13 protein-coding genes are annotated in these 12,735 nt (G+C 62.9%); 1 reads left to right on the top strand and 12 read right to left on the bottom strand.

The window, feature by feature from the left end:
- Positions 1 to 4: 4 nt before the first annotated feature.
- The 12 genes from L4X63_RS07110 to L4X63_RS07055 all read right to left on the bottom strand — a co-directional run bounded on the left by L4X63_RS07110 (position 5) and on the right by L4X63_RS07055 (position 11,433).
- Positions 5 to 1,069 carry a protein-glutamate methylesterase/protein-glutamine glutaminase gene (locus tag L4X63_RS07110; protein WP_250677923.1) on the bottom strand — a complete coding sequence of 355 codons (1,065 nt, stop codon included), beginning with the start codon at positions 1,067 to 1,069 and terminating at the stop codon, positions 5 to 7.
- Position 1,070: 1 nt separating this feature from the next.
- Complete coding sequence (locus L4X63_RS07105) at positions 1,071 to 1,565, bottom strand: chemotaxis protein CheD (RefSeq protein ID WP_250677922.1); 495 nt, start codon at positions 1,563 to 1,565, stop codon at positions 1,071 to 1,073.
- Positions 1,562 to 2,440, bottom strand: a complete 879-nt coding sequence (locus L4X63_RS07100) for a CheR family methyltransferase (protein ID WP_250677921.1) — start codon at positions 2,438 to 2,440, stop codon at positions 1,562 to 1,564. The genes L4X63_RS07105 and L4X63_RS07100 overlap by 4 nt, the downstream gene beginning before the upstream one ends.
- A gap of 10 nt (positions 2,441 to 2,450) precedes the next feature.
- On the bottom strand, positions 2,451 to 4,541 hold the full coding sequence (locus L4X63_RS07095; protein ID WP_250677920.1) for a chemotaxis protein CheA: 2,091 nt from the start codon (positions 4,539 to 4,541) through the stop codon (positions 2,451 to 2,453).
- Positions 4,538 to 4,903, bottom strand: coding sequence for a response regulator (locus L4X63_RS07090; protein WP_250677919.1), 366 nt, complete (start codon positions 4,901 to 4,903; stop codon positions 4,538 to 4,540). The genes L4X63_RS07095 and L4X63_RS07090 overlap by 4 nt, the downstream gene beginning before the upstream one ends.
- Positions 4,903 to 5,265 carry an STAS domain-containing protein gene (locus tag L4X63_RS07085; RefSeq protein WP_250677918.1) on the bottom strand — a complete coding sequence of 121 codons (363 nt, stop codon included), beginning with the start codon at positions 5,263 to 5,265 and terminating at the stop codon, positions 4,903 to 4,905. Before L4X63_RS07085 ends, L4X63_RS07090 begins: the two co-directional genes overlap by 1 nt.
- 18 nt (positions 5,266 to 5,283) lie before the next feature.
- The gene (locus L4X63_RS07080; RefSeq protein ID WP_250677917.1) at positions 5,284 to 7,059 is read right to left on the bottom strand and encodes a methyl-accepting chemotaxis protein; all 1,776 of its coding nucleotides are present in this window, start codon (positions 7,057 to 7,059) and stop codon (positions 5,284 to 5,286) included.
- A gap of 208 nt (positions 7,060 to 7,267) precedes the next feature.
- Positions 7,268 to 7,912 (bottom strand): metal-dependent transcriptional regulator, encoded by a 645-nt coding sequence (locus L4X63_RS07075; RefSeq protein WP_250677916.1) that lies wholly within the window; start codon positions 7,910 to 7,912, stop codon positions 7,268 to 7,270.
- 108 nt (positions 7,913 to 8,020) lie between these two features.
- Positions 8,021 to 8,212, bottom strand: a complete 192-nt coding sequence (locus tag L4X63_RS07070; RefSeq protein WP_250678330.1) for a hypothetical protein — start codon at positions 8,210 to 8,212, stop codon at positions 8,021 to 8,023.
- 66 nt (positions 8,213 to 8,278) lie between these two features.
- Positions 8,279 to 10,270 (bottom strand): ferrous iron transport protein B, encoded by a 1,992-nt coding sequence (gene feoB, locus L4X63_RS07065; protein WP_250677915.1) that lies wholly within the window; start codon positions 10,268 to 10,270, stop codon positions 8,279 to 8,281.
- Positions 10,271 to 10,498: 228 nt separating this feature from the next.
- A complete protein-coding gene (locus L4X63_RS07060) occupies positions 10,499 to 10,930 on the bottom strand; it encodes a Fur family transcriptional regulator (protein ID WP_250677914.1) in 432 nt (143 codons plus the stop codon).
- A 149-nt stretch (positions 10,931 to 11,079) separates the two neighbouring features.
- Complete coding sequence (locus L4X63_RS07055; RefSeq protein WP_250677913.1) at positions 11,080 to 11,433, bottom strand: YtxH domain-containing protein; 354 nt, start codon at positions 11,431 to 11,433, stop codon at positions 11,080 to 11,082.
- 238 nt (positions 11,434 to 11,671) lie between these two features.
- On the opposite strand from L4X63_RS07055, the gene L4X63_RS07050 reads away from it, so the two are divergent.
- A complete protein-coding gene (locus L4X63_RS07050; RefSeq protein WP_250677912.1) occupies positions 11,672 to 12,733 on the top strand; it encodes a hypothetical protein in 1,062 nt (353 codons plus the stop codon).
- The last annotated feature ends 2 nt before the right edge of the window (positions 12,734 to 12,735 follow it).

The raw sequence follows: 12,735 nt of genomic DNA, 5'->3' as shown, positions 1-12,735 counted from the left end.
GGGATCAGCCGCAGAGCTTCAGCACCTCGCGGCTGATGGCATCCAGCGGTTTGACAATGTCGACCCCGCCCATCTTGATCGCCTCGTTGGGCATGCCGAACACCACGCAGCTCGCCTCGTCCTGGGCGATGTTGAGGGCGCCGGCCTGCTTCATCTCGAGCATGCCGCGGGCGCCGTCGTCTCCCATGCCGGTCATGATCACCCCCACCGCGTTCTTGCCGGCATAGCGGGCGGCGGAACGGAAGAGGACGTCGACCGACGGGCGATGGCGCGATACCAGGGGGCCGTCTTTGATCTCGACATAATACCGCGCACCACTGCGCTTTAAAAGCAGGTGGTGGTTGCCGGCGGCGATAAGCGCCCTCCCCCGGACCACGGTGTCGTTGTCGGCGGCTTCCTTCACGGTGATCCGGCAAAGGCCGTCCAGCCGGGAGGCGAAGGCACGGGTGAATCCTTCCGGCATGTGCTGGACGATGACGATGCCGGGACAGTCGGCGGGAAGCGATTCGAGGAAGATCTTCAGCGCCTCGGTCCCGCCGGTGGAGGCCCCGACCACCACCACCTTCTCGGTGGTCTGGATCATGGCGTGGCTTTTGGGTTTTTCCATGATGACGTCGGCGGTCAGCTTGGGAGCCACCGCCCGGCTCGGGACGAAGCGCCTCACCCGCGCCTGGGCGGCCGCCTTGACCGCGTCGCAGATCCTCATCCGCGACTCCTCGAGGAACTCGCGGGTCCCCAGGCGCGGTTTCTGGATGATCTCCACCGCCCCGTATTCGAGCGCCTTGAGGGCGGTCTCCGACCCCTGCTCGGTGAGGCTCGAGCACATCACCACCGGGATCGGGTGCTGGGACATGATCTTCTGAAGGAAGGTGATCCCGTCCATGCGGGGCATCTCCACGTCCAGGGTGATGACGTCGGGAACCTCGTGGCGTATCCGGTCGGCCGCGATGAAGGGGTCCCCGGCGGTCGCCATGATCTCTATGCTGGGGTCGGAGGAGAGGATCTCCACCATAGTCTGGCGCACGACGGCGGAATCGTCCACCACCAGGACCCGAATCTTTTTCTGCATGTCAGTGCTCCGATTTCCTCAGTTTCTTCAGGTAGACCTCGCCCGAGTCCGTGTCGAAGACCAGTTTCCGCCCCCGCTCCCCCCCGAAGTCGTGGCTCACCAGCCGGATCCCCTCGTCCTGCAGAAGTCGCAGGGCCAGTTCGGCATTCTGCTGCCCTACGCTCCCGTTCTTTCCGCGGCAGGTGAACATCTCGGCCCCGCCGAAGAGCTTGGCCTGAATCTCGCTCCGGTTGACCCCCCGCTCCGCCAGGTGCCGCAGCATGAGCCGCACCGCGCAGAGGACGTACTTCGATCCCTCCAGCTGGCACTCCAGGCAGGGTGACCGGCGGCAGGCGGGAAGGACGGCGTGGCAGATGGCCCCCATCCTGAGCCTCGGACAGTACAGGGTGACCGCCACGCAGGAGCCGAGCAGCGTAGTCACCATGGTGGGCTTGGACGCGATGACCAGCCCCCCCGGCTTCAGATATACCGTGGCGGTCCGGCCATCGCCGGTCATCTCATCTTCCGGTAGACGGTGGGGAAGACGCTGGCTAGGGCGACGTCGAGCCCGGACAGGGTCTCCGAGTGCCCCATGAAGATGAAGCCCCCCGGCTTCATCTGCCGGTGAAAACGCTGCAAAAGCCGCTCCTGGGTCGGGCGGTCGAAGTAGATGATCACGTTGCGGCAGAAGATGATGTCCATCTGCTCCCTGAGGCCGAAGTCGTCGTCCATGAAGTTCAGCCGCTGGAAGCGGACCTTCTCCCGGAGCTCCGGCACGATCCGGACCAGCCCGCTCGAGTGGTCCTTGCTCCTTAAGAGGTATTTCTTCTTGAGAAACATGGGGATCGGCTCGGCCTGGCTCTCCTGGTAGATCGCCGCCTTGGCCTTGTCGAGCACCCGGGTGGAGATGTCGGTGGCCAGGATCTTGAAATCGAAGCCAGGGTTCCGCTCGGCAAACTCGGTGAGGACCATCGACAGGGTGTAGGGCTCCTCCCCGGAAGAGCAGCCGGCGCTCCAGATGGAGAGGGTGCCGGTGGGATGACGGTGGCACCAATCCGGGAGCACGGTCTGGGTCAGGTAGTCGAAGTGGTCCGGCTCCCGGAAGAAATCGGTCTTGTTGGTGGTGACCATGTCGAGCATGTGCACCAGTTCCTGCTCCATCCCGCGGGGATCGAAGAGGTACTCGCAGTAGTCGCCGAAGTGGTGCATCCCCAGGGCGCGGAGCCTTTTTTGGAGGCGGGCCTCCAGCATGGTCCGTTTCACCTCGGGCATCTTGATTCCGCAGGTGTCGTAGATGAACCGGCTCAACCGGTTGAAATCCTTGGTGGAAAGAGTTGCCGGTCGGTCGATCAGGGTGCCGGTATCGGCCATTGAATTCACTCCGGATTGCATGAAATCTCCATCAGGCCGCTTCGGCCTCTACCGATTGCACGAGTTGGGGGACGTCGAGGATGAGGGCCACCGAGCCGTCGCCGAGGATGGTGGCGCCGGAGATCCCTTCCACGTTCTTGTAGGCCCGGCCGAGCGACTTGATGACCGTCTGGTGTTCGCCGATCACGTTGTCCACCACGAAGCCGACCCGGGTGCCGTTGACCTGGGTGATGACGATCTGCTCGATGTCCGGCGGGTTCCCCGCCACTCTGAAGCGCTCCCTGAGGGGGATGTAGGGTACCAGAGTCTCCCGCACGTGGGCAAGGTTTCTTCCGTGGGAGCGTGCCACGTCCTCGCGGGTGAGCTCCACGCATTCGTCCACCATGGCGAGCGGGATCATGAAGGAGTCGTTGCCGATCTTCACGAGGAGGCTCTCGATGATGGCCAGGGTGAGCGGGATGCGGACCGTGATGGTGGCCCCCTCCCCCCGCACGCTGGTGATGTCGATGCTCCCCCGCAACGCCTCGATCGCCTTCTTGACCACGTCCATGCCGACCCCGCGGCCGGAGACCGAAGAGATCTTCTTGGCGGTGGAGAAGCCGGGGGCAAAGATCAGGTTGAAGAGCTCCTTGTCGGTAAGCTCGGCGGTGGCCGTAATGAGCCCCTTCTCGACCGCCTTGGCGCGGATCGCTTCCTTGTCGAGGCCGGCCCCGTCGTCGGTGATGGTGATGAGGACGCTGTCGCCGGAGTGGACCGCGGCGAGATGGACCGTGCCCTGGCGGGGCTTGCCGGCCGCCTGCCGGACCTCGGGGAGCTCGATGCCGTGGTCGAGGCTGTTGCGGATCAGGTGAACCATCGGGTCGTTCAACTTCTCGATGACCGTCTTGTCGAGCTCGGTCTCGGCCCCGTCGGTGGTCATCTCGATCTCCTTGCCGAGCTCCGAGGAGAGGTCGCGGACCAGCCGCTTGAACTTGCTGAAGGTCGAGCCGATGGGAAGCATCCTGATGTTGAGGGCGCTATCCCTGAGCTCCCCGGTCAGCCGTTCCACCTCCTCGGCGATGGCGACCAGCTCGGCGTCCCCCCGCGAGGCGGCGGTCTGGGTGAGCCTGGCCTGGACGGTGACCAATTCCCCCACCAGGTTGACCAGGACGTCGAGCCTCTCGGCCGGGACCCTGATGCTGGAGGCCGATTCCGCCTGCTGGACCGCCTGGCGCACCTCCTTCACGTGCTGCTGCTCGACCAGGGCGGACATGACGCTCTGCTGCTCGACGATCCCCTTGGAGACCGCCAGCTCGCCGAACCGTTTTTGCTCGCCCAGTACCGAGTCCATCTCCTCGCGGCTGATCTCGCCGCGTTCGAGCAGGATCTCGCCGAGCTTCTTGTAATCGGCGTTGTCGGCGTCGGGGCCGTAGTCGGCGATCTTTTCGATCTTCACCTCGCAGTCGTCCTCCACGAAGATGAAGACGTCCTTGATGGAGTCTTCCCCCCGGCTGGTGGTCAGGATGATGTCCCAGAAGACGTAGCACCCCTCCGGATCGATCTCTTCCAGCGAGGGGAAGCCTCCCGTGTGGGCCACCACGTTGCACGGCCCGAGATCCCTGAGCTCGGCCAGGAGCGTCAGCGGGTTCGAGCCGCAGGTGAAGAGGTGATGTCCCGGGATGAAGCGGATCCGGTAGGTGGCTTCGCTCGCCACCGGCACGGCCACCGGCTCGTCGCTTGCCTCGGCCGGGGCCTCGGGGGGCGCCTCGCCGGCCAGCTCCCTCAGTCCCGAGATGATCTGGAAGCTCGCGTCGAGGTCGCCCCCGTTGCCGAGGTCGGATCCGTCCAGCATGGACTTGATCAGGTCACGGGCCTGGAGGGTGAGGTTGACCAGCTTCTTGGTCACCTTGAGCTTGCCGTTTCGCACCATGTCGAAGATGGTCTCCACCTCGTGGGTGAAGGCCGCGATGTCGTCGAAGCCGAACATGGCCCCCGACCCCTTGATGGTGTGCATGGCCCTGAAGACCCTGCCGATAAGCTCCTCGTCCTCGGGCCGCTCTTCGAGCTCCAAAAGGGAACTCTCCAGCTCCGAGAGGAGCTCGTAGGCCTCTTCCTTGAACGCCTGTCGATGAACGTCGATCATCCGAGCACCTTTTTAACAACCGCCATGAGTTGTTCGGGTTTGAAAGGCTTGACGATCCAGCCGGTGGCGCCGGCAGCCTTTCCTTCCTGTTTCCTGGAGTCCTGGGATTCCGTGGTCAGCATGACGATCGGGATGAATTTGCAGCTGGCGAGCCCGCGAGCCCCCTTGATCAGCCCGATCCCGTCCAGGTTGGGCATGTTGAGGTCGGTGATCAACATGTCCACCTTGGTGGTCGAGAGCTTCTGCAGGGCATCCTTTCCGTCCACGGCCTCGACCACCTCGTAGCCACCCTGCTTCAGCGTGAAGCTCACCATCTGCCGCACGCTCGCGGAATCGTCTGCCGTCATTATTACCTTTGCCATCAGTGCGCTCCTCCCACCCAGATACAACTGCTGTTATTGTCACGGGGACATCCGACGTGCCGCTCGAAGCCGGCCTCGGACGCCACCCGGATGTACACCTCGTTCTGATCGACGATCTTGAAGCTCTTGCCCGCCGAGAGGGCGCTGTGATGGGCCGAGCAGAGCAGCTGCAGCCCGGTCAGGTCCATCTCGGTGACCTCGTTGAGGTTCAACTGCAAGGTCTTCGGGGCCGCGGCCAGGGCGTCGATGAGCGCCTCGCGAAACCGGGCGGCCTCGGCGATGTTCAGCCCTCCGGAGACCTTCAGCTCCTCGATGCCATCCTTCTTGGGGTGCTTTATCCGCTTCAGGGTCAGTTCATCCATGGGATTCCTCGCAACTCACTAGAATAGTTCAACGTTGTCGCCCAGCCCGTCGTCGCCGCCTGCGGAAGCCGGTTCGGACGTGGCCGGTGCTTTATCGACGAGCGATTGGTGGATGTGCCGCTCGCTTTGCATGGTGTAGCGCTCGGCCAGGGCCTCCAGGCTGACCTGGCCGGTCCCCGGCGCGATCCGGCGGGCCTCGCGGATCACCTCGCCGAGCTTCTGGACCGCCCGGTCGAGGACCTGGGTGACCTTGTGATGGACCGTGAAGCCGGAGGTCACCTGCTCGATCTCGTCGCACAAGAGGGCGGCCTGGCTGTCCATCCCCGCCAGCGAGCCGCGCAGGGTCTCGTTGACGCCGCTTAAGACGCCGACCAGGGTGTTGAGGGTGGTGACCATCCCCTCCACCTCCATGTCGAGCCCGCAGGCCTCCCGGCTCAGGCGTTCGGTGACCGAGATGATCGACTGCAGGACTTCGGAAACCGCGCCGGTATGGTTGATGGCGTCGAGGGAGAGCCGCTGGATCGCTTCGGCCAGCACCCCCAGGGCCGCCCCCTCGTCGCCGGTGTAGGCGGATTTGATCTGGGCGTTCAGGGCGATCAGCTTGATCTCCTCGCCGATGGTCTCGATGTCCCCGACGAAGGAGGCGATCTCCTGGATGGTGTCGGCCACCGAGGTCATCGCGTCGCAGAGGCTCCGCTTGGCTTGGGCGCTTTCCAAAAGAGACTCGTTGACCACCGCCATGTCGCCGGCCATCCCCTTGAAGAAGCTTCCCCCCGCCTGGTCCGCCACCCCCGCCAGCCCGCTGATCTCGGCCGAGAGGGTCCCCTGCTTGCGGGCGATCTCCTTCAGCGTCCCGATGATGGTGTTGGCGGCCTGGTCGAGCGACGAGGAGGCGTGCTTCAACTGGGCGCTTTGCAATTCGCAGATGCAGGCGGCGTCGTCGGCTCCCGCCAGCCCGCTCTGCACGCCGCTTCGCAGGTCGCCGAGCGCCTCTTCCACATGCTCGATCTGCTGGCGCACGATGTCGTGAGCCTGCATCGACATGACCACCTCGCCGATCCCGCGGGAGACCTCTTCCGATATGGCGGATACCCCGGCGACGGAGTTCGAGCAGCGGGAGTTGATCTCGGTGAGCGTTTCGAGGCGCTGCCTGGTCTTCTTGACGATGGCGAGGACCCGGTCGTGCTGGTGGGCGCCGGAGCTCAAGACCCCCTTCAGGGTCTCCCCGATGGCCATCGAAAGGTCGTCCTTTCTCCGGATGATGTCCGCCGCCCGTTCGTTGACCTGGACCGAGAGGTGCCCGACGTCGCTCGCCAGGGTATCGAACCCGGCGGCGCTCTGGCCAAGCCGCGCGCTTTCTATCTTGGTGGAGATGCCGAGCATCCTCAGCACCTTGTTGACCTTCTTGAACCCGGAAAGCGGGGTGGCCACCTGCTCCAGGAGGGTCAGGATCTCCCGCAGGGTGTCGGAGCTCGCCCCGATCTCTTCCCCGGCCCGGTTGACGTAGCGTTCCATCTCGTCGAGGGCGCGGCCGAGCTCGGCCATCGAGGTGGTGACCTTGCCGCCGGCGACCTCCTCCACCACCCCGGTGGCCAGGCTGGAGATGCCGGTCCCCTCTTGGTAGATGTCCTGCAGCCGCGATCCGATGGCCAGGAATTCGTCCTCGGTGCTCCGGGAGATAACCCCGAGCTCCTCGACGACCCCCGCCAGCACCTGTGCCCATTGGGCGGCCAGTCCGGCAACGTCCTGCCCGGGGGGCGTGGTCACAAAATCCTCGTTAACAGCAGCTGTCATCCCTTTATCCTTTTGGCCGAGGTGGCGGTGGTGCGGCGGTATCCTTATGAGACACATGGAGTTACTGTCTTAATGTATCGACCCCGGTAATGAATTCTTGAATACATTTTTGAAGAGGATGGAAGGAGAGCGGCGGGGGGAGCCAGGCGGGTAAAAAAGAAAAAGCCCCGAAGGCCGGGGCTTGGAAAAGGGTTGTGGTGCTGAGGGGTTAGCGGCGGACGAAGATCTCGCGGGCCATGGCCGAATCGATGGCGAATTCCGAGAAGCCGACCCGGAAGATGTAGGAGGGAAACGACTGCAAGAGGGTGATGCGGTTACCCGGCAGGACCCCCATGGCCATCAGCTTCTGCATCTTCTTGCTGTCCTCGGTCTGGATGTAGGCGATATCCCCCTCCTCTCCCGAGTTGAACTCGGTCAGCGGCACGACGCCGAGATCGCCGGTTTTCCTGGCCTCCTCGCAGCAATCCCCGGCCGGGATCGGTTTGCCGTGCGGGCAGGTGGAGGGGTGGTTGAGCATGGTGCAGACCTTGATGTCGACCCCTTCGTTGAGGAGGTGCTCGAACTGGCAGGCCTTGATGTCGCCGCTCTCGCCCCGGATGTTGAGGACGTCCATCATGAGACGCTCGGCAAGGCGGTGCCGCCTGATGGTCTTTCTCCCCTCCTCGCGCCCCTCGGGACGGAAGTAGATCCTCCCCCCCTTGATCTCCACGAGGGCCTGGGAGGAGAGCTCCTGGTAGGCGGGGTCGGAGGGAGCGAACTCCATCTGGTCGAGTTCGGCATAGCCGTGTCCGTTCTCTTCGGACTCGATCCAGAGGGCTTCCAGGATCTCTTCGGCCTTGTCACTGAGCTTCATATACATCTCCTTTTTCCGGCTCCTCATGAGCCATATTCCCTTAAGGGGGTGATCGTAATGGTGGTACCGGTATCTTGGCGGGCGAATAATTCCGCACCTGGCCAGCTGCTATCGCCGTAAAAGCTTCTTGATCCCCTTTACCAGCGCCGGTTCGGGGGGATTCTCGTAGTTGCAGCGGGGGCACTTGATCATCTTGCAACCGCTCGACATCGGGCAGTTCTTGCACCCGACGTTTCCCTGTTCCTCGACGAACTCGTGTCCGCAAAACCCGCACCGGATAAGGTTGTCTCCTGCCGCCATCTCATATTCCTCGTTACCGCTCTAGTTTACAACGTGTGGTGCCAATTGCTAATGAACACGCTCCCGCTACAGGATCGAGGTGAAGAGCAGGAAGCGGTTCAGCATCCAGCCGCTGCCGAAGGCCAGGGCGGAGACGAAGAAGCCGATGGCGAAGGCCGTTTTCCAGCCGCGCTCTTTCTTCATGATGAGAAACTGCGCGACGCAGGGGATGAAGAGGGTCAGGGTGACCGCGGCGACCGTCAGCTGCCGCGGGTTCAAAAGGCCGTGGCTTTGCAGGTCGTAGAGGCCGGCGGCGCCGTAGTCGCGGCGGAAGAAGCCGAAGATGAAGGCGACCGCCACCTCCTTGGGAAGCCCCAGGGAGGCCATCACCGGGCTCAGGGCCCGCACCATGGTCTCGAAGAAGTTGGTGATCTTGCCGAGCCACAAAAGGACCGAGGCGAGGACGAAGAGCGGGAGGATCTCCATGAAGTACCACTGCATCCTCGTGTAGGTCTTGGTCAGCACGTTGGAGAGCTGGGGAAGCCGCATGGGGGGGATCTCCATGTAGAACATGGGGGTCTCGCCCGGAAGGACCTTGGCTGCCAAAAGCCCGATGAAGAGGAAGATGAGGAGGAGGCAGAGGGACCAGACAAGCAGCGCCCCGGGCGCCTTGGAAAGAAGGGCCAGGATGACCCCGAGCTGCGCCGAGCAGGGGATGGCGAGGGCGAGGAGCAAGGTGGCGATCACTCGCTCGCGCACGGTCTCCAGGGTCCTGGTCACCATGGTGGCCATGGTGTCGCAGCCAAAACCGAGCACCATCGGGATGACGGCGCGTCCGGTGAGGCCGAGGGTCTTGAAGAGTCGGTCGACCAGGAGGGCCAGCCGCGGGAAGTAGCCGCTATCCTCAAGCATCGAGAAGAAGAGAAAGAAGGTGGCCACGATGGGGAGGATGATACCGACCGCATAGCGGATGCCGAGGGTGATGATGCCGTACTCCCCGATGAAGAGCTCCTGGATCATCTCCCAGGGGACGAAGTGCTTGACCACCCCGGTGATCCAGGGGTTGAAGAACTCCTTGAACCCCTTCTCCTCGAGGAGGTCCACCAGGGTGCCGGCCCCGAAGTCCCCCACGAACTTGTAGAGGCCGAAGTAGAGGACGATCAGCAACAGGGGAACCCCGGTGGCCGGACGGACGGTGAGGCGGGAGATCTTCTCGGCCAGGGTCACCACCCGTTTGGCCGGCGCCTTGAAGGCCCCGTCGAGCACCCCCTTGACCACCCGTTTCCTCTCCATGGAAAGGTCGAGGTGGAGCGATTCCCTCCGCTCGAAGCGCTTCTCCTTGACGACCGCCTCGATCGCGGGATACCCCTCCCCTTCGGCCCCGCGCGCCAGTTCGGCCACCTCTTTGTCTCCCTGCAAAAGCAGGATCGAGATCGCCTTCCTGGAGAGCATGTACTCCCCCTTCAAAAGCCCGGAGATCTGGCCGAGGTCGGCCTCGAGCGATTTCGAGTAGCTGAAGCGGCAGGCCGCCGCGGCGGTTCCTTTGGAGATCGCCTCGCGGATCTCGGGGAGACCGACCTTCTTGGCGGTGGCGGCCCCGATGACCGGGATGCCGAGCCGCTCGGAGAGGAGCGCGATGTCGATCTCGAGCCCCATGCGGGCGGCCTCGTCCATGATGTTCACCACCAGCACCACCGGGAGCTCGGCCTCGATCAGCTGCAGGGTCATGGGGAGCATCCGCTCGAGGTTGCGGGCGTCGAGCACGTGGAGCACCAGGTAGGGGCGCTCGTTGAGGAGGATCTCCCGGGCCACCCTCTCCTCTTCGGTGATGGGGAGCACCGAGTACATACCCGGGGTATCGATGATCTCGAACTGCTCGCCGTTAATGACCGTATTGCCGCGGCTCACCTCCACCGAGGTGCCCGGATAGTTGGAAACCGTCACGTAGGCGCCGGTCAGCGCGTTGAAGAGAACGCTTTTACCGACGTTGGGGTTACCGACCAGGGCGACCTTGCGGGCACCGCTGGAGGCTACGGAAGGAGTTTCGTGACAGGAACCTTTTTTCTTGAATAAAGCCATGATTGCGACGACCCCTCTGCTTGTTTGTCTTGCCTGCAGGTGAGAACCTGCTTATTATGCCAATGAAAATCACTTTCATCGGATTCTCATGATAAAAACCTCTTATCCCCTTTTCATCCGCTTCCCTAAACACTCCCTCCCTTTCAAGGGGAGGGTCGGGGTGAGGATGGGGTAAAGATGCCTGAGCTGCCGTTGACGAGGCGGGAATTAAGGCGGAGGACCGGAGGATCACTTCCTGCAGTTTACGCACAAACCGTACAACTCCAGCCGGTGCCGTTCGATCAAAAACCCGCGGCTCGCGGCGATTTCGGACTGGAGCTGCTCGATGGTCTCGTTCTCGAACTCCTCGATGTTGCCGCACCTGGTGCAGACCAGGTGGTCGTGGTGCTCCCCCTCCCCCACGTGCTCGTAGCGGGTCTGGCCGTCGCCGAACTGCATCTCGCGTGCGATCCCCGCCTCGGCGAAAAGCTTCAAGGTCCGGTACACGGTGGCATAGCCGATGTTGGAGTGCTTGGCCCGCAGCTTGAGGTAGAGCTCTTCGATGCTCAGGTGGCGGTCGCTGGAGAGGAAACTGTCGAGGATGATATCCCGCTGCTTGGTCGACTTGAGCCCGCGCTGTGCGATGAAGTCGGCGAAGATCTTTTTCTTGGCTCGTTTCATGAGGGCTCCAAGTTGAAATTGCAAGTCAGTATGACCACCGGCCGGTTCGCTGTCAATGAAAAATTGGCCAAGATGCAAAAATCCCCCGCACCGTTTCCTCAAAGGATCGGTGCGGGGGATTATCTGTCACAGGCGATGGAGCGGCTGTATCAGTCGATCATCGATTCGAGACGTTTTCTCTGTTTCTCGAGGATCTCCTGCCCTTTTTCCAGCGCCCTCAAGAGCGCCTTCTTGGATTCGTTGGTGAGGTCGGTCCCCTCGTGAAGAAGCTCGCTGGCCCGCTCGCCCGCGTGATCGACAAACTCGCTCAGCGACTCGGCGAAGTCGTTGCAGGCATCGTTGGCCTTGCCGCCGAAGTTCTTCGCGTAGTCGGACAGGTACCTCCTGGTCTTCTTCCCTGCCTGCGGGGCAAGCAGGAGGGCGATACCGGCACCGATCAGGCCGCCCACGACGATCTTCGCAACATCCGACGATTCACAGCTGCACTCTCTATCATGGCTCATAGCCCATTCCTCCCTGGGGGTATTGAAAACACTGCCTAATACTACCACACTTTGGTTTTTGTCAAACCGGCGCAAAGAGGATAAAAATTGTCTTTTACTGTTCACTGTTTGCGGATTCTCGTGTAAGATGTCCCTGCTCTGCCAGTGCTTACACCCTATCCCATCCGGCACCGGTATGGCTGATTACATCTATGAGAGTGCCACGATACCAATGGCGTCTCCGGAGGATAGCAAGAACGTGAACGTAGAACAGATGAAACTGGTGGTAAAGGAGATCATATCCAAGACCGACCTCACTCCGTGTGTGGTCGGGCATCGCGGGGTCGGCAAAACGGCCGGCATCGTCCAGGCCTGCCGCGACCTCGGCCGCCGTTACGTGTCGCTTCGCCTGGGGCAGATGGAGGTCGGCGACCTGGTCGGCATCCCTTTCCGTAACGGCGACATCATGCAGTGGTCCCGCCCCTCCTGGCTCCCCGGCGAGGACGACCCCGAGACCGTCGTCCACTGCGACGAACTGAACCGCGCCCAGCAAGAGGACACCCTGCAGGCCATCTTCCAGTTCGTCGAGCCCCCGTCCGAGGGGATGCTCCGCTCGCTCCATACCCATCATCTCTCCAAAAAGCACAAGGTGGTGGTCAGCATCAACCCGCCCGACGGGAGCTACCAGGTGGCCACCCTGGACCGGGCGCTCATCGACCGGATGGTGATGATCTACACCGAATCCGACTTCAACTGCTGGTCCAATTACGCGGCCAAGCGCGATCTCTCCGGCGACGTCAGGCAGTTTCTGGCGGGCAACACCGGGATGCTGGCCAAGCAGGGGATGCCGATGGACCTCCAGGTGGAGCCGACCGAGCGCGGCTGGGAGATGGTCAGCACGGTGAGGAAGAGCTGCCGCCTGCCGCGCGAGCTGGAGATGGAGGTCTACGCGGGGATCATCGGGAAGGAAGCCGCCATCACCTTCATGCGCTGGCTCTCCGACCGGCAGGGGCGCCCGCTCACCGCGCAGCAGGTCCTGAACGACTGGAGCGCCGTGGCCGATCAGGCCCGCGGCCAGCGCGACGACCAGCAGGCAGCCACCATCAACGACCTCACCGCCACCCTCAAAGCATCGCCCGTGCTGGAGGCGGAGCAGGAGGAGAACCTGGTCGCCTACATCTCCGTACTCCCCCGCGACCTCTGCTTCGGCTTCGTCAAGACCCTCCTCAAGATCCCCGAAGTCGCCCTGGCCCTGGTGCAGGACAAGTACGACAGCGTGGTGTTCGACGCCGTCCAGGCGATCAGGAAAGAGGCCTACTAAGC

The organism is Geomonas sp. Red32, assembly GCF_023652955.1.
Taxonomy (GTDB): domain Bacteria; phylum Desulfobacterota; class Desulfuromonadia; order Geobacterales; family Geobacteraceae; genus Geomonas.
The sequence above is the reverse complement of the archived record's forward strand: the minus strand, read 5'-3'. Positions and strand labels throughout refer to the sequence as shown.

Excerpts from the sequence above, each read along its gene's own strand:
- L4X63_RS07110 (WP_250677923.1), bottom strand. The coding sequence starts at position 1,069 with ATGCAGAAAAAGATTCGGGTCCTGGTGGTGGACGATTCCGCCGTCGTG.
- L4X63_RS07060 (WP_250677914.1), bottom strand. The coding sequence starts at position 10,930 with ATGAAACGAGCCAAGAAAAAGATCTTCGCCGACTTCATCGCACAGCGC.
- L4X63_RS07100 (WP_250677921.1), bottom strand. The coding sequence starts at position 2,440 with ATGCAATCCGGAGTGAATTCAATGGCCGATACCGGCACCCTGATCGAC.
- L4X63_RS07105 (WP_250677922.1), bottom strand. The coding sequence starts at position 1,565 with ATGACCGGCGATGGCCGGACCGCCACGGTATATCTGAAGCCGGGGGGG.
- L4X63_RS07075 (WP_250677916.1), bottom strand. The coding sequence starts at position 7,912 with ATGAAGCTCAGTGACAAGGCCGAAGAGATCCTGGAAGCCCTCTGGATC.
- L4X63_RS07090 (WP_250677919.1), bottom strand. The coding sequence starts at position 4,903 with ATGGCAAAGGTAATAATGACGGCAGACGATTCCGCGAGCGTGCGGCAG.
- L4X63_RS07085 (WP_250677918.1), bottom strand. The coding sequence starts at position 5,265 with ATGGATGAACTGACCCTGAAGCGGATAAAGCACCCCAAGAAGGATGGC.
- L4X63_RS07095 (WP_250677920.1), bottom strand. The coding sequence starts at position 4,541 with ATGATCGACGTTCATCGACAGGCGTTCAAGGAAGAGGCCTACGAGCTC.
- feoB (WP_250677915.1), bottom strand. The coding sequence starts at position 10,270 with ATGGCTTTATTCAAGAAAAAAGGTTCCTGTCACGAAACTCCTTCCGTA.
- L4X63_RS07080 (WP_250677917.1), bottom strand. The coding sequence starts at position 7,059 with ATGACAGCTGCTGTTAACGAGGATTTTGTGACCACGCCCCCCGGGCAG.
- L4X63_RS07055 (WP_250677913.1), bottom strand. The coding sequence starts at position 11,433 with ATGAGCCATGATAGAGAGTGCAGCTGTGAATCGTCGGATGTTGCGAAG.
- L4X63_RS07070 (WP_250678330.1), bottom strand. The coding sequence starts at position 8,212 with ATGGCGGCAGGAGACAACCTTATCCGGTGCGGGTTTTGCGGACACGAG.